Raw genomic sequence first — 24,738 nt, forward strand, 5'->3', positions numbered from 1 at the left:
CATCCATAGGTAGACTGTGGATGCGATTTGTTGTTTGTTATCAAAATGTTTCACGTGAAACATTTTGATAAATATATTAGTAAAACTTAATGGAGGATTATATGAAATATGTAATGGCGATATATATAATATGGAACATTATAACATTTACTATAATGGGTATAGATAAGTATAAAGCAGAACACAACAAATGGAGAATAAGTGAAGCAACGTTATTATTGACAGCATTCTTTATGGGTGGGTTGGGGAGTTTAATAGGTTCTCATATTTTTAGACATAAAACTCAGAAAACAAAATTTAAATTACTTCTACCATTATCTGTATTATGTAATTGGGGGGTATTATACGTACTAGTATCAAATAATTACTTAACTCTTACTTATTTGTAAATATGATTAAAAAACTATTATCATAAAACATGTAAAATAAAATAGAAATAGCACCGTTTACAATTACTTAAAAACTACAAGTAAACGGTGCTACTTCTGTTCAGTTAGCATTTCTGGTGGAATCACTCCTTTCTCACGATACCAGCTTCTAAAATAGTAATAACACTCCAACAATTGGATTTCTATATTAGTTTTAGTATCTTTAGTTGTTATGGCTTTATTATAGCATCAAATTTTAGAATTGCAAGTATTTTCTGAAAATTTATCTACAAAATTTGATAAATTTTTAGCTGGATAGAAAAATACGATATAAGAGTAGATAACATTAAAAGAACACACATTGCTTATCGCAAATAAACAATGTGAAAATGTAAAAATAAGTAATGTTAAGAAAGAATTAATAACTTTAGGGAAAATTTTGGGGTATAATACAGAGAGTATTATAAGAGGGGGATTTTATATGACAAAAGAAAATGGTAAAAAATTAAAAAAGAAATGGATTATAGTTCCAATAATAATTTTTGCAGTTGTTGCTATTGTTTGCGCTTTAACTCAAAATTTAGGAAAATCTAAACCTGTAGGAATTCCAGTTACAGCTGGGGCTGCTGAGCAGATGACATTACAGCAACTTGTTGCAGTAAAAGGAAATGTAGAAGGCTCTGAAAAGGCAGAAATTCAATCTACACAAACTGCGGAAGTAAAAGCTGTTTATGTGGATGAAGGTGATAGAGTAAATAAAGGACAATTACTGGCTGTTTTAGATAGTGGTGATTTAAATGAACAGTATTCTAAAGCTAAAATAACTGCAGCTGAATCCAAGAGAAAGTATGATGATGCAAAGTTATTATATGAGCAGGGAGCATTACCACAGAACGACTATTTAGAGGCAAAAGCAACTTATGAGTCCAATGTACTTACACTTGATACATATGATTTTGACAAAATAAACATAACCAGTCCTATAGCTGGTACAGTAACCAGGATAAATGTCACCGTTGGAAGTAACGCAAATAATACTTCAGATAACAAGTCTATGTTTGTAATTGAGGATTTGCAAAATTTACAGTTAAAAGTAAAAGTTAGTGAATACGATATAAGCAAAATTAAAGAAGGGCAGACAGTTACAATTACTTCTGATGTGCTTGGTGAAGGAACTGCTTCGGGCGTTGTTTCAAAAATAGCACCTTCAGGTGAAAGTAAAGATAACTCTGGTGGTTCCAGTGGAACTAGTGAAAAGGTTATTCCGGTAGACATAAACATTGATAATACGAATAAAAAATTAATTGCCGGCGTTAGTGCAAAAGCAGAGATATTAATTCAAAAGAAGGACAATGCATTAGCAGTTCCAGTAGATGCTATTTTGCAAGATGCCAATGACGGTACAGAGTATGTATTTGTTATAAAAAATAATAAATTAAAAAAGATAAAAGTGAAGACTGGTATTGAAGGAGATTTTAATATAGAAGTAATCTCTGATAAATTAAAATCTGGTGATCAGGTTGTATTATCACCTACTTTTGATTTAAAGAGTGGAATGGAAGTTACTATTTCAGACCCAAGTGCAATGTAGAGAAAGTAGGGGACTAAAATGAGTAATGAAGTAATTAGCATATGTGATTTAATGAAAACATATAAAAATGGGAGCATTGAAGTACAAGCTTTAAATGGTATAAATCTTTCAATTAATAAGGGTGAATTTGTTGCAATAATGGGAACTTCAGGATCAGGAAAATCCACACTGATGAATATACTTGGCTGCTTAGACAGGCCTACAAGCGGGGAATATTTACTGGAGGGAATCTCAATTAGTGATAAAAGTGATAAAGAATTATCGTACATAAGAAATAAAAAGATTGGTTTTGTATTCCAGTCTTTTAATCTTATTTCAAGAACTAGTGCGCTGAAGAATGTAGAACTTCCTATGGTTTATGCAAAAATAGGTTCTAGCGCAAGAAAAAAAAGAGCTATGGAGCTTTTGGAAAGCGTAGGCCTTGGCTCAAGAACAGAGCATATGCCTAACGAATTATCAGGAGGTCAAAAACAGCGTGTAGCAATAGCTAGAGCATTGACTAACAATCCACAGATTCTTTTGGCAGATGAACCAACAGGGGCTTTAGATTCACGTTCTTCTATTGAAATTATGGAACTTTTTACAAAACTAAACAGAGAAAATGGCAATACCGTTATTATAGTAACTCATGAGCCGGATGTAGCAGAATTTACTGACCGAATAGTTACTTTTAAAGATGGTCAGATAATAAGTGATCATTTGACTAAAAACGGCGAACAGATGGAAAAATATAAAACAAGAGATAGTGCTCCCACTAAAAATGAGGAGGTGGGAACATGCTGTTAATTGAAAATATTAAGCTGGCTTTGTCTGCTATCCGAGTAAATAAAATGCGTTCCTTCTTAACCATGCTAGGAATCATTATCGGTATAAGCTCAGTAATAGCTATAACGTCTATCGGAGATAGTGCTAAAGGAGCAGTAAGCAAGGAATTCGAAGGATATAGTGCCAACATGTATATCATGATTAATTGGGAAATGGTTGATGACTATATAAACAATAACGACTTAATATACAAGGAAGATATAGAAGCGCTTAAAGCCAGATTTCCTGATGAAATAAAATATATAGCGCCTTATGGTAGCGCATCAAGTGATAGTAAGATTGGAAGATTAAAAGGTAAATTTGATATGACAGGCATTGATGCCGACTATTTTAAATTTGATATAAAAAATAAAATTATTTATGGCAGAGGAATTAATAAAAGTGATGTTGCCTCAAGTAAAGATGTCGTTGTGATAGAAGATAAAGCGGCAAGATATTTCTTTAATAAAGAGGATGTAGTTGGGAAAACAATTCCTGTAACAATTCTTGGAGAAAATAAAGATTTAACTATTGTAGGTGTGTATAAACAAGAAAAATCTGTTTTCGCAGGGTTAGATCACTCTACTAACTATTATTGCTTTGTGCCGTATTCCATAACAATGGGTTCTGGCGAAGGGTCACAATATATTAATATTTACGCAAATGAAAATATGGATCAAACTACACAGGCAGAACACTTTATAAATTATTTGAACAAAATAAAAAAAGAGCCTGAAGGATTTTACAGATATGAAACTGCGGAGTCACAGTTGGGAATGATAAATAATGTTCTGGGTATTTTATCGATAGCCATAGGGGCTATTGCTGCCATATCACTTTTAGTAGGTGGTATAGGCATTATGAATATTATGTTAGTATCTGTAACAGAGAGGACAAGAGAAATCGGTATACGTAAGTCTCTTGGGGCACAAACAAATGATATACTAACACAGTTTCTAATAGAAGCGATGATTCTTTCTATTATAGGAGGAATGATTGGAACAGGTCTTGGAGTAGGAATTGCTGCAATAGGTATGACTATTGCTGGAGTAGGCGTAGTAATAAATCCTACTGCAATTATAGTAGCAGTAGCCTTCTCCGCATTTGTTGGAATTTTCTTTGGTATATTCCCAGCTAAGAAAGCAGCAAAGCTTGATCCGATTGAGGCGCTGCGATATGAGTAAAAAGTAACGTACTAAATCAAGGTATAAGCACAACAAAACAAGAACTTAATATAACATATCAACGAGGCTTAAAATTTGCTTAAAACGCAAGTTTAAGCCTCGTTTTTTAATATGTGGGAAATGTCGGTTACTATAATTGACGAATATCAAAATAAGCACATTTTTTATTATTTTACAAAATAAATATGCATTTTAATTCCTGAAAAAAACATAAGTAAATTAAAAAATTATTAAATTAATTATATCAATTATTCTTCAGTTTTTGTTTAAATAAATTTTTGATTATTTCTTTTATTATTTTCTAACATGAATAATTTTAAACAATATTAACTTCAAACAACAAAATTTATTGATATTAAAAATAATTACAGTTAATTGCAATTGATTATTATATACCCAATCTTTCTTATTGTTAGCTTTATTGATACGGTGGGAAATATATAATCATATATTTCCCACAAAAAAAAGAACTTTAAAACAATAATTTTGAAAATTTTCACGTGAACTAAAAATATTGGACTTAAGTTTTTGCATATTTTTTATAAAATAGCTATAAATGAAGCGTAAAAGGATAATTTAGCTTAAAAGACAATTATAAACTAACTTTTTTGGCTAAAATCTGAGATAAACTTCAACCAAATGAAATAAGGCAATTGAAAGAATGTTTAAAAATGAACATTCACAAAATATAAATTGTATTATTTAATTCATACAATAGTACATACAAAAAAGCAGGAAATATGGACAAAAATACCTCTAAAAGGCTTAAAAAGCATTCAAAATAAAGGAAAAACCTAAGGGATAATCAAAAAGATATATTGCTTAGAAATTGTATAATTGTATTATTAAAACAGTACAAAATTTGCCATAAAATATCTAAAAACTAATGAATTTAATAAAAGTATTAATGGAAAGTAGTAATAGAAAACAGAAAACGAATAAAAAATATTTACATAATCTGTAAGTAACCCTTAAATCGGCTATTTTAAGCCAATTTATATAAATGCTGTTTTGTTTAAATTTCATATAAAAGCTAAAATGTCGAAAACACAAGAAAACAAAAAAATTCAATAATCGGAAAAAATTCTTGCACAAAACATAGTAAATTAAAGATAAATGTTGAAATTTGGACTTTTTTGACTAAATATAAAACAAAAATTGTATGACTAGAATAATACAATGGTACTTGAAAAACTATAATTTAATAACAAAAGTCGAAAAAGTTTATAAGTCTGTATTAAGACAATGGTACAGTATGAAGGTATTTAGTGTAAAAAGTCGAAAAAAGAAAGCAAATGATAAAGACGAAAAGACAAATAACAGATTTTTTATAAAAAAATCGCTTAAATCAAAAATTTTAATAAGCAGAATTCTGGTGAACTCTAAAATAATAGTAAAATTCAGTTTTAACGTCAAATCCAAAATAAAAAACAAATTTTAAAATTGAAGTAGAAATTTTAAAAAAATACATAAATATAAACGTTGTAAATACTAGGTTTCTTAAAACGCATATAAAAAATAGTGTATTATTTAAGTAATACAAATATACACAGTATTTTATGGTACATAGATACATTTCGGAAAAATAAGCAAAGAAATTACGTACTATTGTATTATATAAGCAATACAATAAGCTTGTTTCACTACAAAAAACTACAAATTGTAATCTTTGGGGGATTGACAAACAAAAATAACTGTATTATTGTATTATAGACATGGTACAGCTAAAATTAAGCTGCATTATAAGAGCAATACCTAAAACTAAGGGTTAGGGGGGAATATATAATTGGAAACTACGTTACCTACTTATATTAAAATAATGCAAATTATAAGACAGGAAATTGTTTCAGGAATATTAGAGCCTAATCAAAAAATTGAGTCTATTAAAGAATTAGCTAAGAAATATAAGGTAAATCCAAATACCATTCAGAGGGCTTTAGTTAATTTAGAAGAGGAAGGACTATTACGTTCTAATAGAACAGCAGGCAAATATGTTACAGACAATAAATTGCTCATAAAAAGCATTCGGTATAAGGAAGCTAGAAAAGTAACAGAAGAGTTTATTTCAAATTTAGAACATTTGGGAATTCAGCCAGATGAACTGGTAAGACTTTTTGCAGAACCTGAATTGTCTAGAGTAATGGGAACGGCATAAGAGAGTGAGGTGGATTTTTGGCAAATACAGCAGAGGCACAGTTCAATGAGAGCATGCCGATTTATCTGCAGCTGATGGCAACAATTAAGCATGATATAATTTCCGGATCATTAGAGCCAGGAGCAAAAATAGATTCAGTAAGAGACCTTGCGGTACGATTTGGTGTAAATCCAAATACCATGCAAAAGGCATTATCTGAACTTGAACGGGAGGAACTACTTCATGCGGAAAGAACTGCAGGCAGATTTGTAACAACCAATAAGCTTCTTATTGAAAGTATTCGATATAAGGAAGCCAAAAGTATTACTGAGGGCTTTATAAAACAAATGAAGAGTCTGGGGTACTCAGAAGAAGAAATAATAGACTTTTTGCCTTATACATTTAAGGAAGAGGAATAAAGCCAAGAGTGGAGTGACACACTTTTGGCTTTTTAAAATATTAAGGGTTGGAGAATGTTTAGATGAATCATATAAACGATTTATATAAAGAAGTATTAGAAGAGGCTAAAAAATTAAATCTGCCTATTTCAAATAAAGTAAATAATAGTATTATAATTAATAAAAGAGCTAAAAGCAGGTTTGGGTGCTGTAAAAAAATAAGGAAGGGTTTCACAGAAACTTTTGAGATCGAACTTTCGCATAGACTGTTACAATGCGAACCAAATTTTATTAAGCAGACTTTAGCACATGAGATTTTACATACTTGTCCTGGATGCGATAATCATGGGGATACATGGAAAAAATATGCGTATAAGATGAACCAGGCATATGGCTATAATATAAAACGGACAGATACGGCGGAACAATTAGGAATAATAGAAGAGCCAGAAATTAAAAGGCGGCTTTTAAAAGAAAACTATGTATTGGTATGTAAAAATTGTGGAGCAAGAATTTCAAGGACACGGATGTCTAATGTTGTAAAGCATCCTTCAAACTATAGATGCCGATGTGGGGGTAAATTGGAAAGGATTAAATGATGAAATACATTTATTATTATGATACCGTGTTAGGGAAAATAGGAATAGCAGAAGAAAATGGACAAATCACCAATCTGATATTTGAATCTGAAAAAATAAATGCAAATATTATTTTGCAAGAGACAAAAATCTTGAAGATAGCTTTTAGACAACTTGAGGAATATTTGCAGGGAAGCCGAGAAGTATTTGAGCTTCAATTAAATCCAAGTGGCACAGAATTTCAAAAAAAAGACTGGCTTGCTCTTCAGCAGATTCCCTACGGAAAAACTGTAAGTTATGGAGACATTGCCAAGCAGATTGGGTGCCCAAAAGGTGCCAGAGCAGTAGGGCTTGCCAATAATAAAAATCCAATTCCTATATTTATACCGTGCCATAGAGTAATTGGAGCCAGCGGAAATCTGGTAGGATATGGTGGCGGCATAGATAAAAAAATAAAGCTGCTAGAGATTGAGGGTATTAAAATAAATAGAAGATAAGGAAATAAGCTATGGAGAAAAGTAAAGTTGCGTTGCTAGTTTGTGAGGATTATAGTGAAAAGAATGTTGATCAGGCTATTCAGGATGGAATAGAACTGCTTGGCGGTATAGAGGTATTTTTTAAGAAAGAAGAAAAGATTCTCATAAAACCGAATTTGTTGTCTAAGTCTTCACCTGAAAAAGCAGTGACGACACATCCTGCAGTATTTAGTGCGGTAGGAAAGTATTTAAGGGAGCATGGGTATAAAAATTTATATTATGGAGATTCTCCAGGCAATCCTATAGGAGGAGTCTCAAGAGTTGCAGCTGGATGTGGGATTAAAGAGCCTGCAGAAGAGTTGAATATCATTCCAGCAGATTTTAGCGTGGGTAAAGAAGTTAAGTTTGAACAAGGAATAACGGAGCAGAATTTTGTTATAAGTAATGGGATTTTAGAATGTGATGCAATTGTAAATGTTTGCAAGATGAAAACTCATCAACTGGAAAGAATAACAGGAGCAGCAAAAAATATGTTTGGAGCTGTTTATGGAATAAATAAGGGAGCATTTCATGCGAAATACACTGATGCGGACAGCTTTGCAAGAATGATTGCAGATTTGAATAATTTTATAAAACCAAGACTTCATATTATGGATGGTATTTTAGCCATGGAAGGAAATGGACCACAATCAGGAACTCCTATTGAAATGAGATTAATATTAATGGCAAAAGACCCTATTGCACTTGATGCAGTTTTTTGCAATCTGATAGATTTAAAACCAGAGCTTGTTCCTACTAACCGGTATGGAAATGAATACGGTGTAGGCACCATGAGAAGCGAAGAAATTGAAATAGTCACAACACAGGGGAACATAACAGCACAGGAAGCTGCTGAAAAATATGGAAACAAGAGATATGATGTATATAGAGGAACGGATAAAAAAACTCAGATTAGACTATTACAGCCCTTACAGCCTTTATTACAGAAAAAACCATTTATAATTAAGGAAAAATGCGTAAAATGTGGAATCTGTGTAAATAGTTGTCCCTTGGAAAAAAAGGCGATAAAACTTAGGGGTTATCCACAATATGATTACAGGCTGTGCATAAGGTGTTACTGTTGCCAAGAAATGTGTCCACAAAAAGCTATCGATGTAAAAGTACCTTTTGTGGCAAAACTTATGGATAGAAACTGGAAATTATGATAATTGCGTTTAGGGTTAATTGCGTTAGGTAAGAAAATAGAAAGGGGTAGTAAATGAATAGGACAGAGGTAAAAATTTTATTGGAGCAGCAGGCAGAAGAAAGCTATAAAAAGTTTAATGACAAAATTATACCAGGAGTTAAGAATGCTATAGGTGTAAGAATGGCAGCATTAAAAGAGCTGGCTAAAGGCATAGCTAAGGTAGATTATGATGAATATTTTCAAGAGGTTAATGGTACAGATTTTGAAAATATTTATTATGAAGAAATCATGTTGTGGGGATTAACAATTGGATATATTAAAGAATCTGCAGAAGAAAAATTAAAATATGTTGAAGCCTTTATACCTAAGATTAATAACTGGGCTGTCTGTGATTCATTTTGTGCCGGTCTAAAGTTCACACAAAAGAATAAAGAACTAGTGTGGCAATTTATTCAACCCTATTTAAAGGATAACCGCGAATTTTATATACGCTTCGGTGTTGTCATGTTAATGGACTATTTTATAGATGAAGAACATATTGAAACAAACTTAGACTTGTTGGAAAATATTAATCACGAGGGGTATTATGTAAAAATGGCAGTGGCCTGGGCTATTTCCGTCTGCTTTGTAAAATATCCAGAAGTAACAGGGAAGTTTTTTGAAAAAGAACATAACAAGATGGATGATTTTACATTCAATAAGGCTATTCAAAAAATCAGAGAATCTTATAGGGTATCTAAAGAAGACAAGGACTATTTAAATCAACTAAAAAGGAAAAAAGCTGTTCACAATTAAGGAACAGCTTTTTAAGTTATTAAATATAATTATTCAGAGTTAAGAACAATCGATTAACATCAATAGGCTTTAGTATGTGATCATTCATCCCTGCCTGCAATGCAAGCATGATATTTTGCTCTAAGACATCTACGGTCATGGCTATAATCGGAATAGTAGAGCCGTTTTCGTGGAAACTGTTACGAATTGCGCTTGCAGCATCGATGCCCGACATTAGTGGCAAGTCAATGTTCATTAAGATTACATTATAATAACCTGGATCAGAATTCTCGAAAGCTTTTATTGCCTCAATGCCGTTTATAGCTAAATCTACAGTTATATTCCGGTTTTCAAGTAAGGCTTTTATGATTTCAAAATTTTCCGGGTCATCTTCTGCAACCAAAATATGTGTTTTAGGAAATCTGATAAAGGCAGCATCGGATAATTGTTCAATATTATTAGGCACATTATTTTCATCAAGTTCAAAAGCAATTTCAACTTCAAATTTAACGCCAGAATCACAGGGCTTATTTGAAGCTGTAATCGTACCGCCAAGAAGTTCTACCGTATTTTTACAAATTGAAAGGCCCAAGCCAAGACCTTTTGATGAATATATCTGCGTGGACATGTTACCTGTTTCAAAAGGAAAAAATAATCTTTCAATTTGAGATTCATCAAGAGGCGGTCCGTCATTTTCTACAATAATACTAAAAAATGCTCTGTTGTATAGAACCTTATTTAAAAGCAGTTCAACAGTAACATTACCTTTGGTTGGTACATATCTAAATGAATTAGAAATTAAACTTTTTACGATTTGTTTTAATCGAAAAGCGTCGCCTATAACATTGTTCAGACCATGATTATGTATAAGAACGTCAAAAATAATATCTTTAGAGATGGCTTGTTCTTCATAAGTGTGCTTAATTTCTTCAAGTGTATTAATAATGCTAAATGGGCGGTTATCTATATTGAACTTTCCAGCTTCAATTTGTGACATATCTAGAACGTTATCAATCATCTGAAATAAATATCTTGAAGAAATATCCATTTTTATCAGGCAATCCATAACTTTTTCTTTATCTTCTATATTTTTCTTAGCTATATCAATCATACTTACAATAAGGTTAATCGGTGTACGAAAATCTTGGGACATTCTTGATAAAAAACCAGTTTTAGCTTTCGCAGCAATTTCTGTTGCTTTAAAGGCATCTCTAAGGTTTTCTTCAATAACTTTCTTATCATTTATATCTTTAAAAAGAAGTAGTAAAATTAAATCATCATTTTCTGAATTGTCAACTATAAAGTAAGTACCTTCAAACCAATTGTAAACAGAAGGCAGCACTTCAAATCTTACTTCAAAATTATATACACCCTTATTATTTTGAAGATGCTCAATAAGTGAATCAAAGTCACAAATAAGAGGGTAGTTTTGTAGGTCCTCCGGATGACAGGAATTAAAGTAATTAGAGGCAAATTTTATAAAATTTGTACAACTTTCAGAAATCGGAAGGTCCGGGACCTTTGATGCTAATACGGAATAGATATTCTGAGTATAGTTTGCTGATATTACCAGAGTGTAAAGATTACTTAATGCAAGATCTAGCTGGTGTAATTTCATTTGATTTTTATCATATTGACTCATTATAATCCCTCTCTTTCCTTTTCTTTATATGGACATAATTATACACCTATGCCAGTACATGAGTAAAGTGATTAATAAGATAATATGTCACATTTTACCGAGGCACTAAATCATTGATATAGGAACATAATTGGAACAAAAACCATATATTACATATAGGGAGCAGTTTGCTTCCTAAAACAACTTAAAAAGTGTATGTATGGAGAGAAAATATGATTTATTTGGATAATGGTGCAACGTCTTTTCCTAAACCAAAAGCTATGCTTGAGTGCATGTATAAATGTATGGCGGAGTATTGTGGTAATCCCGGACGCTCTGGGCATTATATGTCCATGAAAACCGGGGAGGAAGTTTATAAAGCAAGAAAAAATCTGGCTAAATTATTTAATATTGCAAATCCTGGAAGAATTATTTTTACTATTAATACAACAGGAGCTTTAAACCAAGGCATTCAAGGGCTGCTTAAGCAGGGTGACCATGTTATAACAACTTCTATGGAACATAATTCTGTTCTTAGACCTTTAAAAATGCTGGAATCAAAAGGTGTAGAGCATACTATTGTGAAATGTGACAGAACAGGCAGTATAAATTTAAGAGATATAAAAGCAGCTATAAAAGAAAATACTTGTATGATTATTTGTACTCATGCATCAAATGTAACTGGAACGATTATGCCTATAAGAGAAATTGGCGAGCTTGCACATAGAAATAACTTATTGTTTATGGTAGACGGCGCGCAGTCAGGTGGATGTATACCAATCAATGTTGTTGAAATGAACATCGATTTATTGGCACTACCTGGCCATAAAGGTCTACTGGGTCCAATGGGCACGGGGTTTCTCTATGTGAGAGATGGATTGGAGTTAGAACCTCTTTTGCTTGGAGGCACGGGGACTTCCTCTAAAGATAGAATACAACCTAAAGAAATGCCTGAAGGGTATGAAGCGGGAACTGTAAATGCGCCAGGAATAGTAGGGCTCGGATGTTCCGTCGAAATGTTACTTGAAAATGGCATTAAATCGATTCATGAGTATGAAGAAGGCCTTACAAGGATGCTGGATGAAAGTCTCAGAAACATGCAAAATGTAACAGTTTATGGAGTAGAGGACTGCGCAAAAAAAGCAGGAATAGTAACTTTTAATATAAGGGGAAAGAGTTGCGAGCAAGTAGCAGATGAGCTCAGTGAAATATACGGAATCGCAGGAAGGGCTGGATTTCATTGTGCAGGGCTGGCACATAAGACTATTGGAACCTGGGAAACAGGAGCCCTTAGACTTAGTGTGGGACCTTTCAATACAAAAGCACAAATAAAAACTGCCATTGAGGCAGTTAATAGAATTACAAGGACTCTCTGATTTGGTCAATTCCTTTATTGGCAAGAGCGTCAACTTTGTTGTTCATTTCGGTGATATATTTAAAATCTTCGAAAGAAAATCCAGCACCATTCATTTGAATAAATTTTTCGTAAAGGGCATTAAAATTTGTAGTTTTACTATTCAAATTTACATGGCCCTTTACTCTGTAAAAAGAGATATTGTGGCCTTCAATAAGGAATAGTAACCTTTCCCAAAGGTCACGATTTTCAACAGGCTTTTTACTTGAATTCACCCAATTATTTTTTAGCCATCCTTCATACCATTTCTCTCTAAAACAGTTCATTAGATAGGAGCTATCAGAAAAAACTTCAATGGTTTGGTTATCCTTTTTTACCGCATTCAGGGCTTCAATTAAAGCCATCATTTCCATACGGTTATTGGTGGTGTTAACCTGTCCACCGTATAGCTCTTTTTGATGTTCACCATATTCTAGAACTGAACCCCAGCCGCCTATGTTATTTTCACTCTGATTTCCAGAACAAGCACCATCGGTATAAATCTTTAAAATTTTCATTTGTTAAGTTACTCCTCTTGATTTTTAGGATAATATTATTATGCAATAAAAGCAGTAATTTTGCAAATGTAAAAGCATCTTAAAACGGTTGTAACACGGTTGTAACAATAGTAATGTATACTATTGGAAGTAAATTGGTGAATTTTATGCCCTATGCCAGTTTGTGGCACAAATTCATATAGGACAAATAGCAAAATTATGGGAAAGGAGGAGACAAAACTTTGAAGAAGTGTATACGTACATTTATTTTAATATTAACCTTGGTATTCAGCAGTCTAACTGTATCTTTTGCAGCAGCTGATCAAGATGTTACCATCGTAAATCCAGTGAGTTACAGTTCTATTACATCAAGTAATCTCCTTATTTCCGTTAAAATAACAGCACCGAAAACCATAAGAGTATCTGCGTATGAAGTGAAAAAAACTGTTGGAGATGTTGAAACAGCGTTGGGAGAAAGTGATATGAAAGCTATTTTGGACGGAACCTTTTCAGGTACCATAGGTTATAAGCCTGTAGGTTCAGCTGAAAATTTTTCATCTGCAAATAAGTTAAGCTTTTATACAAAGAAACTAGAAAATATTAATCCTGGCTTATATTTAATTAAAGTAGAAACCATATATCAGAATAAGGTTGTTTACTCAAGCCGGAGCTATGTTACTATAAAGAGTAAATCATCAGAAGAAAGTAAGCTTTTTGATTCCCAATCAGGAACCGGGGCATTTTTACAAAATTTAATTAAATCTATTTTTAATTAGCAAGTGAAACTTGGGAATGAGATAAAAAATGGAAAAATTACAAGTAGATAGAATTGAAAAATTTAAAAATATATTGCTAGTAGTATTGGTTTTTACAACGATACTACTATTATATTTTTTGTGGGGAAGCGAGAGTCTTGAGGATTTTATCTTTAATGACAACGATGAGACCTATGAAGTCTTAAGTTGCGATGAAGTAATCCTGCCAGATCAAATCATTTTAGGAAAAGGAAATGAAGATTATACGGTTGCGTTTGAAGAAAAGGAAGAACTTTGGACTAATGAAGTATTAAATACATTTAAAAATTTTTCGAAAGGCACGAACATTGCAGTTGTCGAAATAACAGAACAGCAATATAAGGAAGTTATGAAGTATCCTTCTATTGTTGCAAAATTTCAATATAACATACCTTTTGCTGGATTTTGTGAAAAGTATAAAATAAAGAAGTTTCAGGGGTATGACAGTATCAGCAACATGACAGAGATTGGGTTCTCTAAGGGCAGTAAAGAAAGTGCATTTATTTTTGATGGAAATAAGAAAAAATATTATGGAATAGTAGGCAACAGACCTTTGGATATTTTCAGTAAACTGGATACCATCTTTGCGCAGCAGGAGGCTACTACATATTACCCATTAAAAACGGTTCTGGGTGAAGAAAGTACCAATGATACACTGGTTCCTTTTGAGTTGCCGCCAGCTATCATGCCGGCTGAGTATAAAAAAGAGAGTGAGATAGGTGAAAACGAAAATAATAGTGCCATGGCACAGACTTATTTTGGAGAGACCTTTGATTTTGTAAGAAAGGTAGAGGAGGCAAATGGAACAACCATATATATGTATGGATATGGACAAAAGGTCTTAATTATCAATCCAAATGACGGTTCCATTGAGTATAAAGAGGAAGTAAAAAACGATAATCCAGAGCAGAACTCTATGTTTGAAGCCCTTGATACTGCGTTGGATTTTGTGGGGGCTCATAAAGGGTTTAGAACAATTGCAGGACAAGAAATAAAGCCTTATTTAGAAAGTGCATCGCCTATAGGCGATGAGAAAAATAGTTATCGATTTGTATTCAGTTTTATGGTTGGAAAAAATAAATTGTTTTATGAAGAGAAGATGCCCATTATAATAGAGGTAGTAGATGGCCAGGTATCTTATTTCAGAAGAGAATTTATAAACTTTGATGAAAATCAAGTTCAGAGGAAGTCAAATAAAGAGGGCATCTCTGCTATAAATATGCTGACAATGAATTATGAGTATATGAAAGAGGCTTTAACGAAGGCCGGTTTGATTGACAAAGAAGAAGCAAAGGATATTTCTTTTGAAGATATTGCAAATAAAATTGACAACCTGTATACAGGGTACTTAAAACCTGCAGTTGAGGTGTCAGCTGATGATAGCGCAAATACAGCAAAAAAGTTACAGTTAGTTCCGGTGTGGGTTGTGGAAGTGAATGATATTCTTTTGTATTTTGATTTGTATGACGGTCAGCCTGAAGGCTATGCTAAGAAATATTAACAGGGGATGAGGTAATAATGGATTGGTCTAAAGCAAAAAACATTTTAATAGTAGCTTTGATAGCAACAAATATATTTCTTTTATTTACCTATCTTACGAAGAATGAAACAGATCATAAGATAGTGGATAAAGACGTTTTATTTGCTGTGCTTGAGGCAAAAAATATTTTTGTGAATACAGAAATACCTGATAAATATGAAAATATGCCGGCTATTACTATTGAGTATAATAATGATAAGCAGGACCTCATTGAAAAAAATTTGAAGCGTGATATATATAATATATCAGCAGATTCTAAAATGGAAGCTTACCATAAAACTGCGAATCAGTTTTTAAAAGACTGCCAGTTATTTAATGATAATCTTGTTTTTGACCAGGTGGTGACAGAAGGAAAGTCTACGGTGGTGCGATATAAAAATTGTTATAAAAACATTGCCATAGGGGATAGTTTTATGGCCGTGACTTTTCTTCATGGAAAAATAAAAGATGCTACAAGGCAGCTATTAACACCAACACCAAAAAGTAAGAAAAAAATAAAAGTTACATCACCTGAAGAAGCATTATTAATGTTTATGAGTGAAAAAGATTCTGAAGAAGCAATTCATGTAGAAAAGATGGAATTGGTATTCTGGATAAATGATTCGGGATTTAATGGAGAATCACTTGTATCGGATACAGCTTTCCCGGCATGGGAGATTACATATAATGGTGGTAAGACGAAATATATTGATGCATATAAAGCATGAAAGGAAAATATATAGATGGCATTTAGTTTTTGTTCGTTCTCTAGTGGAAGCAGTGGGAATTGTTACTTGATAAGAAGTAACAATACAGCCTTACTGATAGACGTGGGAATAAGTGGGAAAAAAATAATTGAAGGGCTTAGTGCAACGGAAACCCCGGAAGAGCAGGTTAAGGGTGTACTTGTAACCCATGAACATATAGACCATGTTAAAAGTCTTCGTGTTATATCAAAAAAACTGCCAGAGGTTAAAACTTATGCCAACGCAGGAACATGGACACAGATTGAAGGAAATGTTCCTGAGACACAGCGGGAGATTTTTATTACAGGAGAGATTTTTTCTATTGGAGATATACAAGTAAAACCTTTTCATATATCTCATGATGCAGTAGAACCTGTAGGCTTTTCCTTTTTTGCAGAGGGAAAGCAGATAAGTATTGTCACAGATACAGGATACATAACAGAAGAAATATTTACAGAAATGAAGCAGGCGGACCTTTTAGCATTGGAAGCAAACCATGACGAGAATATGCTAAAGGTAGGAAGATATCCTTGGAACGTTAAGCAAAGAATTTTGGGAAATAAGGGCCATTTATCGAATGTTGCGGCAGGAAATTGTTTATGCAGATTATTAGACGAATGCTATAGCAAGCCTAGAAGAGTGTTACTTGCTCATTTAAGCAGAGAAAATAATTTCCCTGAGATGGCATATCAAACTATAAAAAATGTATTAGAGGAATCAGAACATTATTTAGGAAAACAGCTTCAGCTAAATACTATGATGAAGGATGAAATCAGTATGATTTATAAGGTATAAAAATGAACATTACAATTGTTTGTATAGGTAAATTAAAAGAAAAGTACTGGGTGAGTGCAATAGAGGAATACAGTAAAAGATTGTCCAAATATTGTACATTGGTAATAGACGAATTAAAGGAGGAACGACTGCCTGACAATGCCTCAACGGCGGAAGAAGAGGCGGTTAAGGTTGCAGAAGGCAAAAACATATTAAAAAGGATAAAGAAAGATTCTTATGTTATAACGTTGGAGATTAAGGGCAATCAGCTAAGTTCTGAAAAGCTGGCGGATAAAATAAATCAGCTAGGGTTAGACGGAAAAAGTGATCTGGTATTTGTTATAGGCGGTTCTCTGGGCTTATCAGAGGAAGTTAGCCAAAGATCAGATTTTAAACTTTCATTTTCTGCTATGACTTTTCCACATCAAATGATGCGGGTATTTTTATTGGAACAAGTTTATCGAGCGTTTAAGATCATTAAGAATGAAAGCTACCACAAGTAACTTTCATATAACATATAGTGTATGGATAAGGGATACCATTTTCAAAAAAATGGTATCCCTTTTTCTGTTCTATCCCCCCAGCGGATGCACCGTTTCAGTAAGAAGTTGTTTCCTGATAAAAAAATGTCACTAAAAATACTTGCACAATATGGAATAACTTGGTAAAATAAGTTTTTGGTCTTAATATTGTATTTAAAAGTTCAGACCATAGTTATTATAAAAAATATATATTGGAGGATGTTTCATGTCACTAAAAAATTTAAAAACTTTCGCACAAGAGGTAGGTCTGACGTATAATAGTAAAAGGTTATTGGCATACGGTAAATATCATGGATATGATACAATAATCAAGAATGCCGCCCAACAAAAACTGTTTATTATTACAATGAACATTGGTATGGAATCACCTGAGCAAGAACAAGCTATTTCTCAATATTTGCTATCACTGTCTCAGACAAAACCTTATGTCAAATTTGCTAGTTTTGATGACAACACAATTTCTATAAGTGTAAAATTTAAAATGAAGAATAATTTGCAAAATATACGTGAGGTGCTGGATGCTGTTACCCGCTATTGCAGAACTAATGGTATGGTAAGCTGTTGTAAATACTGTGGCAGTCAGACAAATTTGAGCATGTTTAGCATCAACAGTCAATATGCAACTATGTGCAACGATTGTTTTGAAAAAGCACAGGCAGATTTATCAATGGCTCAACTTGAAAACAACCAAAGAAAAAGCAATGTTATTGCAGGCATCGTAGGATCATTGCTTGGTTCGTTAATTGGAGTTGTGCTTTGGGTAATCGTATATCAACTTGGTTACATAGCAGGAATCGCTGGGCTGGTAATGGCAGTTTGCTCTATGAAGGGGTATGAAAAATTTGGGGGCAAATTAAATATTGTAGGTGTAATTATTTCTTTGGTAGTCGCAATTGCAATGCTCTACTTTGCAGAAAATATTGCTGTAGCTCTTGAAATATTTAATGAATTTAAAAAGGAATATGCTATTACTTTCTTTGATGCATTTCGATTGATTCCAAGTTTATTACAAGAGGAAGCAAGTTTTAGAGGGGCTTTCATTGGAGATTTAGTAATTGGATACATTTTGATGTTGGTTGCAAGTGGCTCAACGATTATTTCCACTTATAAAAATTCCAATCTTATGCATGAAATGACACGCTTAGATTAATTTTTGCATTACTAACGCCTATAACAATTACAATTCGTTAACCTATGATGTATTACTGTATTAATAAAATAATACAGTTTATTTTGGAGGGAGGAAGTATTATGCATAAATTATTACAATTGCAAAGCGCATTATTAAAGGAAATTGACAAATATGAAAAACTTGTTTCTGAGAGGGATCATTTTATTGATTGGGAACGTGTACATATATCAAGCTGTGCAAAGCTTGGATACTTGATGGCAGAAGAGAGAGGGGTAGAGCCCATACTCGCAGCTTCCGCATGTGCAATACATGATTATGGAAGAATCATAACAGGGAAGCAGGCTGATCATGCAGAAGCAGGATATCTGCCTGTACAGGAATTTCTTAAAAAAACTAATCTTTTTACAGAAGATGAAATCGGGATTCTATCACTAGCTGTTAAAAATCACAGCAATAAGAGCGAAGTGGGGAGCCCTATTGAGGAAATTGTTAAAGATGCAGATGTTTTAGATTTTTATCAATATGGATATAAGATGGCTAGACCAGAACAACAGGCCAGATTAGAACAGTTATTAAGTAAAAAGTAAATTGACCCTGACATTAAAAAAAGGTGTTATCCCCAAAAGAGGTAACACCTTTTTTATTTCCTTTAAAGCTACTGAATAGCACTTGTAGTTGTTTCAACAGCGCTAGTAGTAGCTTGAACTGCACTTGTTGTAGTCTCAACCGCGCTTGTAGTGGTCTCAATGGCACTAGTTGTAGTTTGAATTGCTGAACCTGAAGTTGTTTCTTCTGCAGGTTCTTCTACTTCTATAGTTCCATCATTATATGTAACCTTCAATTTAAATGTTTCCATGATAAATCTCATTGGTACGTAAGTTCTGTTACTCATTGTATTAGCTTTGGTGTCAAGAGTAACTTCTTTTCCATTTACTAGAGCAACGTTACTGCCAAGAGTTAACTGTATTGTAGTTCCATCTTTTGTGATAGTAACTTCTTTTGTTGCCTGATCATAAGCAACCTGTGCCCCTAAACCTTCTGTAATTGCTCTTACAGGGATTAAAGTTCTGCTACCTTTAATAACTGGTGGAGTATCGAATTTAAACTCTTTTGTCGAAGATACAATGCTGTTAACATCAAGAACTGTTACTGTTGAGTCAGCTTCTTTAATCGCCTTACCAGCTGTTGTAACAGCTGAAAGCTCATCTGAAGTATATTTCTTTAATACAAGTTGTTTTTTCTCACTAAGAGTAAGTTTTTCCTTCTCTTTTGTGTGAACCGCAGCGTCAGAGTTTTGTTCTTTTTGCTTATCAGTCTTACTCTCTGTAGTCTGAACAGTCTGCTTTGAGTCTTTTTGAGCGTTAACATTTTTTCCATTTTGGTTTTTTGCAGAAGTTGCAAAAGCAAAAGCAGTGGAAGAAACCACTAAAGCGAAAACCAAGGCAAAACATAATTTTTTCATAAAAATCTCCTTTCGGTAGCAAGGCTGCCATGCACTATGTGTTTAGGCCCTGTTGCTTTGCGCCCCTAATTTTCAAAAGGTTTGCCGTTATCGTTGAAAATAATTTTAGTAATTATATCACGAAAAAGAAAAAAACCAATATTTTAGCGAATTTTGTCGAAAAAAGAATATTTATCTTTTCTTTGGGTCTGAATAAGTTCTGTCTGTACAAGATGCTAAAATAAAGGCTAAAACTAAAGCAAACCTACAAAAAATATTAAAGAAAAAAAATAAAGGTGTTGTCCAATTTTAGGCAACACCTTTTATTCGTTATTCGTTTATTTCTGAATTGCGCTTGATGTAGTTTTAACTGCACCAGAAGTTGTTTCAACTGCACTTGATGTAGTTTTAACTGCAGCTGAAGTTGTCTGAACTGCACTAGTTGTAGTCTGAATTGCAGGAACTGTAGTAGTTGTTGCAGCTGCATCTTCTACCTGAATAGTTCCGTCATTTTCATAGGAAACTTTTAAATTAAATGTTTCCATGATGAATCTCATTGGTACATAAGTTCTATTGTTCATTGTATTAGCACTTGTATCAAGAGTAACCTGTTTACCGTTTACAACAGCAACATTGCTGCCAAGTGTTAATTCAATTGTAGTTCCATCTTTTGTGATAGTAACTTTCTTTGTTGCCTGATCATAAGCAACCTTTGCACCTAAGCCTTCTGTAATAGCTCTTACAGGAATTAAAGTTCTGCTGCCTTTAATAACTGGTGGTGTATCAAACTTAAATTCTTTAGTATCAGAAACAATACTGTTAACATCAAGAACTTTTACTGTAGAGTCTGCCTTTTTAATAGCGTCTCCAGCACTCTTTACGGATGAAAGCTCGTCCGCAGTATACTTCTTTAAAATAAGTTCTTTTTTCTCAGCAACAGTAAGCTTTGTCTTTTCTTTTGTATCAACAGCGCTTGGTGTAGCTTTTACTGCACTTGAAGTTGTATCAACAGCGCTTGATGTAGTCTTAACTGCACCTGAAGTTGTCTGAATTGCAGACTGAGTTGTTTGAGTTGATTCTTTTTGAGTAGTTTTTCCATTGTCAGTTTTTGCTGTTGCTGCAAAAGCAAATGCGCTTGAAGAAAGCACTAGAGCAAAAATCATGACAAAACATAATTTTTTCATAATAATCTCCTTCCATTAGCTAGGTTACCCTGCACAATATGTTTAGGCCCTGCCACTTTATTCCTTAATGCTGAATAGTATAACATAATATTGGGGAAAAACCAATATTTAGCATATTACATATATATTAAATATTTATTAATAATAATTTACAGTCAGCATACAATTTTAAGTAACAACAATAAAGACAAATAAAAACAGTTGTAGATAGTGTTCGTAAGAGTGATTTATTTGTCATGTCTGGTACCCCGCTATATAATCATTAAGCTTGGAAAGTACTGAACTTTTTAGTTGCATTTAGATATTTCATAAGAATGCCTATATTTGCGAAATAATAAGAATACTTGTCTTTACTCTGAGCCTGAACAAGTTCTGCCTGTATCAATTTCTTTATGTGCTGCGAAATTGTTGCTTGAGAATAATTAAAAGCAGCTACAACATCTTTGTTACAAACCGGAACACGATCCTTGTTGCACTGCATGATGTACTGGTATATTTTTATTCTGGCAGGATGGGCTAATGCGTCAGAAACCTGAGCGACCAATAATATTTCTTCTTCCTGCATATCATCTGATTCTTTTCTTAATCTCATAATAATTCTCCTTGTGTATTGTCTATTAACAATGCACATTTTACTATTATAGAAGTTTATTGTCAATAGTTGTAGAAAAGAAGTGTTTTAGCAACAATTTTATTGTCATAAAACTCCAAAAATATTTGACTAAAATTAGTAATATGATAGAATACAAAGTAACTAAAGAGCTATTTTTTACGCATTTTGGATCCTAAACACTAATTATTGGGCTATAAATCTGAACAGGGGGAGTAGAAATTGCTAAAGCAGAAATATATGGTATTTACATTGCTAGTTATATTTTCCGTGTATTTTACAAGTGTGATATTACAAAGTAACCTTTGGGGAAATGTTTTGTCTCCTGTAGTTGCATTTTTATCTGCAGGTATAATACTAACTTCTGTAAAGAAAATAAAAGCTTATAAAGGTTGTTGGGTTCTTTTATTTTTCTACCCATTTTTATGGGGTATAGCAGACTTCTTATGGTTAATTTGCGATAATCTACTTTTAATAGATCCCCAAAAGGTAAATTTCATAAATCTTCTTTATACATTTCCAAATATATTTCTGGCTGGCGCAATAACGTGTTACTATGCTCAGAATTTAAAAAAATGGAATTTATATCAGTTAGTTTTAGACATGCTGGCGATTTCAAGTATATTTGCAGTTTTGCTTTGGTCTTTTATTTTTTCCAAAACCACACTTCAATTTCATATGAGTTTTGAATATATCAATACAATAATTTTTGTTTTCTTTGATTTTTATATTCTTGCTGGAATAAATGTAGCTTTTGTTTCCGGAGGAATAAAAAAGACATGTAAAAGATTCTTTCTAATCCTTTTGGGGATAAGTGTTGTTACATTTATCGATTATTATTATGCATACCTATATTTGATGAATCTTTATCAGGCCAATACTATTGTTGATGGCATTTATATGATGGGTAACGTACTGTTTGCTTTAGGAGCTATTTATGAGACATCACCAGAATCCGCGAAAGAAGAGCAAGACATAGATAAAGATATTATTCCAGAAAACATTAGAAAACCACAAAAAATAGTTTTCCTCCTTATCTTATTCTGTATTTTATATATAATGAATTTTTTATCGTTAGGTATATTAATTAATTGCTTTATACTAGCTATATTATACTGGATTTTAACGGCACAAATACAAGACGGCGCTCAGAGCAAGCATCTTCTTAAAAATGAAGTTAAGTTGAAGGAGCAGCTTGAAAAACTTGTAGAAGAGCGTACAAAAGAGCTTATAATGGCAAATAAAAGCCTAGAAGAAATATCCAATAGAGATCCGTTAACAGGTTTATATAACAGAAGACAGCTTATTAAGTATCTGGATACATTAATTTCAAATGAAACAGAAACTCCATTCAGATTATTTTACATAGATGCCAACCGCTTTAAAGCAATTAATGATTCTTATGGTCATCAAATTGGAGATCATGTTTTATGTGCTTTAGGTAATCGGCTTCTAAAGAACTGTATGGCAAATTGTACAGTATTTCGAATTGGTGGGGATGAATTTGCTGTAATTATAGATAATAATATTGAAAAACAGTATGTTTCTTCAGTAGCAGAAAAACTACTGGAATTAATACAAATGCCCATCGCCGTATCCTCATATTTATTTACGGTTACTGCCAGTATTGGAATTGTGGCCTACCCAGAGGATGCCAAAGATAAGAACCTTCTTATGCGTTATGCTGATATTGCAATGTATGAAGCAAAGAAAGCATATCAAGGAAACAATTACTTATTTTTTGATTCAGTAATAAGTGAAAAAATAGTCAGAAAGAATGAAATAGAAATTTTTTTAAGAAGAGCAGATTACGATAAAGAATTTGTATTATATTACCAGCCACAGTATAGTACAAATGAGCACAAACTAATTGGTATGGAAGCACTATTAAGATGGATACATCCTGAAAAAGGGTTTATTTCTCCAGGAGAATTTATTCCAATTGCAGAAGAATGTGGTGCCATTATTCAGATAGGTGAGTGGGTTATTGATCAGGCTTTTATGCAAATAAAAAAGTGGAATAAGAGCTATTCATTAAACTTAAAAATCAGTATAAATGTATCTCCAATACAAATACAGAAGACTAACTTTGTTAGTTGGTTTAAGGACAAGCTTAACTCAGAAAATGTAAATCCTGATTGGGTTGATCTGGAAATAACTGAAAGCAGTGCTATGGACTCAAATGAAACTAATGAAGAACTGTTTGCTTTATTTGCTCAAATGGGAATAAGCACTTCTATTGACGATTTTGGTACGGGGTATGCTTCTCTTAGCAATATCAAAAAATTTGATTTTGATCGGTTGAAGATAGCAAAGGAGCTGGTTGATAATATAGCCGAAGATAAAAATGCAATGATTATAATCCAGTCTATTGTGATGATGGCAAAGGGAATGGAGATAAAAACCATAGCAGAAGGGGTTGAAGAAGAAAAGCAGTTAGAAATACTAAAAAAACTGGAGTGTGACGAAATACAAGGATATATTTTTGGAAAGCCAGTGCCAGCCCAAGAGTTTGAAAAAGAACATATAAATAAAAAATCATAAGAATGTGCATCAAAAACCTGTATAAATAGAAAAAATTGTGCATATTAAAACTATTGCATATTTTATGGTTATATGATACAATTCCACCGTAATTAAAATAAAAAGGTTTTACAGCCTATATTTACATAGTTATTTTTGACCTAACTGTATAAACAGTGAGAATAGGCCATACGGACAGCCGGGTCAAATGCCGAGTTAGCGATGTAATATTCGTGTTGATGAGTGAAAAACTCATATTTATTGTGGTGAACCCACGAAATGTGTTCATAAGAAAAATGTACTTGTGAATGATCAACATGAGCAGTAAAAGTAGAAATTACTGTATAGGCTCTAAATACTAAGGAATTTAAACAGATAAAAAGCAAGAAATTGTTTAATATAATAATTCATAGTGAAGATCATAATCAAGTACAGCCATAGCTTAAATCTTTAAGTATGGTTGTTTTTT

Annotated in this window: 24 protein-coding genes and 1 riboswitch; of the genes, 19 read left to right on the forward strand and 5 right to left on the reverse strand. The window is 32.9% G+C overall.

Going from position 1 to position 24,738, the window contains the following annotated elements:
• Positions 1–101: 101 nt before the first annotated feature.
• The 10 genes from RTW14_RS13045 (at position 102) to RTW14_RS13090 (ending at position 9,514) form a co-directional block, all read left to right on the forward strand.
• Positions 102–389 (forward strand): DUF1294 domain-containing protein, encoded by a 288-nt coding sequence (locus RTW14_RS13045; protein WP_312652091.1) that lies wholly within the window; start codon positions 102–104, stop codon positions 387–389.
• A 460-nt stretch (positions 390–849) separates the two neighbouring features.
• Positions 850–1,959 (forward strand): efflux RND transporter periplasmic adaptor subunit, encoded by a 1,110-nt coding sequence (locus RTW14_RS13050; protein WP_312652093.1) that lies wholly within the window; start codon positions 850–852, stop codon positions 1,957–1,959.
• Positions 1,960–1,977: 18 nt separating this feature from the next.
• Entirely contained in the window at positions 1,978–2,745 is a 768-nt protein-coding gene (locus RTW14_RS13055) for an ABC transporter ATP-binding protein (protein ID WP_312652095.1), read from the forward strand.
• On the forward strand, positions 2,736–3,947 hold the full coding sequence (locus tag RTW14_RS13060) for an ABC transporter permease (RefSeq protein ID WP_312652097.1): 1,212 nt from the start codon (positions 2,736–2,738) through the stop codon (positions 3,945–3,947). Before RTW14_RS13055 ends, RTW14_RS13060 begins: the two co-directional genes overlap by 10 nt.
• 1,786 nt (positions 3,948–5,733) lie before the next feature.
• Positions 5,734–6,102: a GntR family transcriptional regulator gene (locus tag RTW14_RS13065; protein WP_312652100.1), complete on the forward strand. Its 369-nt coding sequence runs from the start codon at positions 5,734–5,736 to the stop codon at positions 6,100–6,102.
• Positions 6,103–6,119: 17 nt separating this feature from the next.
• The gene (locus RTW14_RS13070) at positions 6,120–6,500 is read left to right on the forward strand and encodes a GntR family transcriptional regulator (RefSeq protein ID WP_312652102.1); all 381 of its coding nucleotides are present in this window, start codon (positions 6,120–6,122) and stop codon (positions 6,498–6,500) included.
• A gap of 62 nt (positions 6,501–6,562) precedes the next feature.
• A complete protein-coding gene (locus tag RTW14_RS13075; protein ID WP_312652104.1) occupies positions 6,563–7,078 on the forward strand; it encodes a SprT-like domain-containing protein in 516 nt (171 codons plus the stop codon).
• Positions 7,075–7,554 carry a methylated-DNA--[protein]-cysteine S-methyltransferase gene (locus tag RTW14_RS13080; RefSeq protein WP_331654450.1) on the forward strand — a complete coding sequence of 160 codons (480 nt, stop codon included), beginning with the start codon at positions 7,075–7,077 and terminating at the stop codon, positions 7,552–7,554. The genes RTW14_RS13075 and RTW14_RS13080 overlap by 4 nt, the downstream gene beginning before the upstream one ends.
• An 11-nt stretch (positions 7,555–7,565) precedes the next feature.
• Positions 7,566–8,738, forward strand: coding sequence for a DUF362 domain-containing protein (locus tag RTW14_RS13085; RefSeq protein ID WP_312652106.1), 1,173 nt, complete (start codon positions 7,566–7,568; stop codon positions 8,736–8,738).
• Between the two features lie 53 nt (positions 8,739–8,791).
• Positions 8,792–9,514, forward strand: a complete 723-nt coding sequence (locus RTW14_RS13090; protein WP_312652108.1) for a DNA alkylation repair protein — start codon at positions 8,792–8,794, stop codon at positions 9,512–9,514.
• A 19-nt stretch (positions 9,515–9,533) separates the two neighbouring features.
• On the opposite strand, the gene RTW14_RS13095 is transcribed toward RTW14_RS13090, so the two are convergent.
• Complete coding sequence (locus RTW14_RS13095) at positions 9,534–11,135, reverse strand: ATP-binding response regulator (RefSeq protein WP_312652110.1); 1,602 nt, start codon at positions 11,133–11,135, stop codon at positions 9,534–9,536.
• 212 nt (positions 11,136–11,347) lie between these two features.
• Here RTW14_RS13095 and RTW14_RS13100 point away from each other — a divergent pair, with 212 nt between their 5' ends.
• Positions 11,348–12,490, forward strand: coding sequence for an aminotransferase class V-fold PLP-dependent enzyme (locus tag RTW14_RS13100; protein ID WP_312652112.1), 1,143 nt, complete (start codon positions 11,348–11,350; stop codon positions 12,488–12,490).
• On the opposite strand, the gene RTW14_RS13105 is transcribed toward RTW14_RS13100, so the two are convergent.
• Positions 12,474–13,025: a ribonuclease H family protein gene (locus RTW14_RS13105; RefSeq protein ID WP_312652114.1), complete on the reverse strand. Its 552-nt coding sequence runs from the start codon at positions 13,023–13,025 to the stop codon at positions 12,474–12,476. The genes RTW14_RS13100 and RTW14_RS13105 overlap by 17 nt on opposite strands.
• A 221-nt stretch (positions 13,026–13,246) precedes the next feature.
• Here RTW14_RS13105 and RTW14_RS13110 point away from each other — a divergent pair, with 221 nt between their 5' ends.
• From RTW14_RS13110 to RTW14_RS13140, 7 genes are all read left to right on the forward strand, one after another.
• Positions 13,247–13,780 carry a hypothetical protein gene (locus RTW14_RS13110; RefSeq protein WP_312652116.1) on the forward strand — a complete coding sequence of 178 codons (534 nt, stop codon included), beginning with the start codon at positions 13,247–13,249 and terminating at the stop codon, positions 13,778–13,780.
• A gap of 28 nt (positions 13,781–13,808) precedes the next feature.
• On the forward strand, positions 13,809–15,299 hold the full coding sequence (yycH, locus tag RTW14_RS13115; RefSeq protein ID WP_312652118.1) for a two-component system activity regulator YycH: 1,491 nt from the start codon (positions 13,809–13,811) through the stop codon (positions 15,297–15,299).
• A 17-nt stretch (positions 15,300–15,316) separates the two neighbouring features.
• Positions 15,317–16,045, forward strand: coding sequence for a two-component system regulatory protein YycI (yycI, locus tag RTW14_RS13120; protein WP_312652120.1), 729 nt, complete (start codon positions 15,317–15,319; stop codon positions 16,043–16,045).
• Positions 16,046–16,060: 15 nt separating this feature from the next.
• A complete protein-coding gene (locus tag RTW14_RS13125; RefSeq protein ID WP_312652122.1) occupies positions 16,061–16,858 on the forward strand; it encodes an MBL fold metallo-hydrolase in 798 nt (265 codons plus the stop codon).
• Between the two features lie 2 nt (positions 16,859–16,860).
• The gene (gene rlmH, locus RTW14_RS13130) at positions 16,861–17,340 is read left to right on the forward strand and encodes a 23S rRNA (pseudouridine(1915)-N(3))-methyltransferase RlmH (protein ID WP_312652124.1); all 480 of its coding nucleotides are present in this window, start codon (positions 16,861–16,863) and stop codon (positions 17,338–17,340) included.
• Between the two features lie 244 nt (positions 17,341–17,584).
• Positions 17,585–18,529, forward strand: coding sequence for a hypothetical protein (locus tag RTW14_RS13135; protein WP_312652126.1), 945 nt, complete (start codon positions 17,585–17,587; stop codon positions 18,527–18,529).
• 101 nt (positions 18,530–18,630) lie between these two features.
• The gene (locus RTW14_RS13140; RefSeq protein WP_312652128.1) at positions 18,631–19,098 is read left to right on the forward strand and encodes an HD domain-containing protein; all 468 of its coding nucleotides are present in this window, start codon (positions 18,631–18,633) and stop codon (positions 19,096–19,098) included.
• 68 nt (positions 19,099–19,166) lie between these two features.
• Here the strand turns inward: RTW14_RS13140 and RTW14_RS13145 are convergent, their stop codons facing one another.
• From RTW14_RS13145 to RTW14_RS13155, 3 genes are all read right to left on the reverse strand, one after another.
• Entirely contained in the window at positions 19,167–19,973 is an 807-nt protein-coding gene (locus RTW14_RS13145; RefSeq protein ID WP_312652130.1) for a copper amine oxidase N-terminal domain-containing protein, read from the reverse strand.
• A gap of 11 nt (positions 19,974–19,984) precedes the next feature.
• A riboswitch (cyclic di-GMP riboswitch) is annotated at positions 19,985–20,069 on the reverse strand.
• Between the two features lie 221 nt (positions 20,070–20,290).
• Positions 20,291–21,136, reverse strand: coding sequence for a copper amine oxidase N-terminal domain-containing protein (locus tag RTW14_RS13150; RefSeq protein WP_312652132.1), 846 nt, complete (start codon positions 21,134–21,136; stop codon positions 20,291–20,293).
• Positions 21,137–21,398: 262 nt separating this feature from the next.
• On the reverse strand, positions 21,399–21,728 hold the full coding sequence (locus RTW14_RS13155; RefSeq protein WP_312652134.1) for an ArsR/SmtB family transcription factor: 330 nt from the start codon (positions 21,726–21,728) through the stop codon (positions 21,399–21,401).
• A 240-nt stretch (positions 21,729–21,968) separates the two neighbouring features.
• On the opposite strand from RTW14_RS13155, the gene RTW14_RS13160 reads away from it, so the two are divergent.
• Entirely contained in the window at positions 21,969–24,290 is a 2,322-nt protein-coding gene (locus RTW14_RS13160) for a putative bifunctional diguanylate cyclase/phosphodiesterase (protein ID WP_312652136.1), read from the forward strand.
• Positions 24,291–24,738: the final 448 nt, after the last annotated feature.

Origin of the sequence: Aminipila sp. (genome assembly GCF_032051575.1) — a bacterium.
Lineage (GTDB): Bacteria > Bacillota > Clostridia > Peptostreptococcales > Anaerovoracaceae > Aminipila.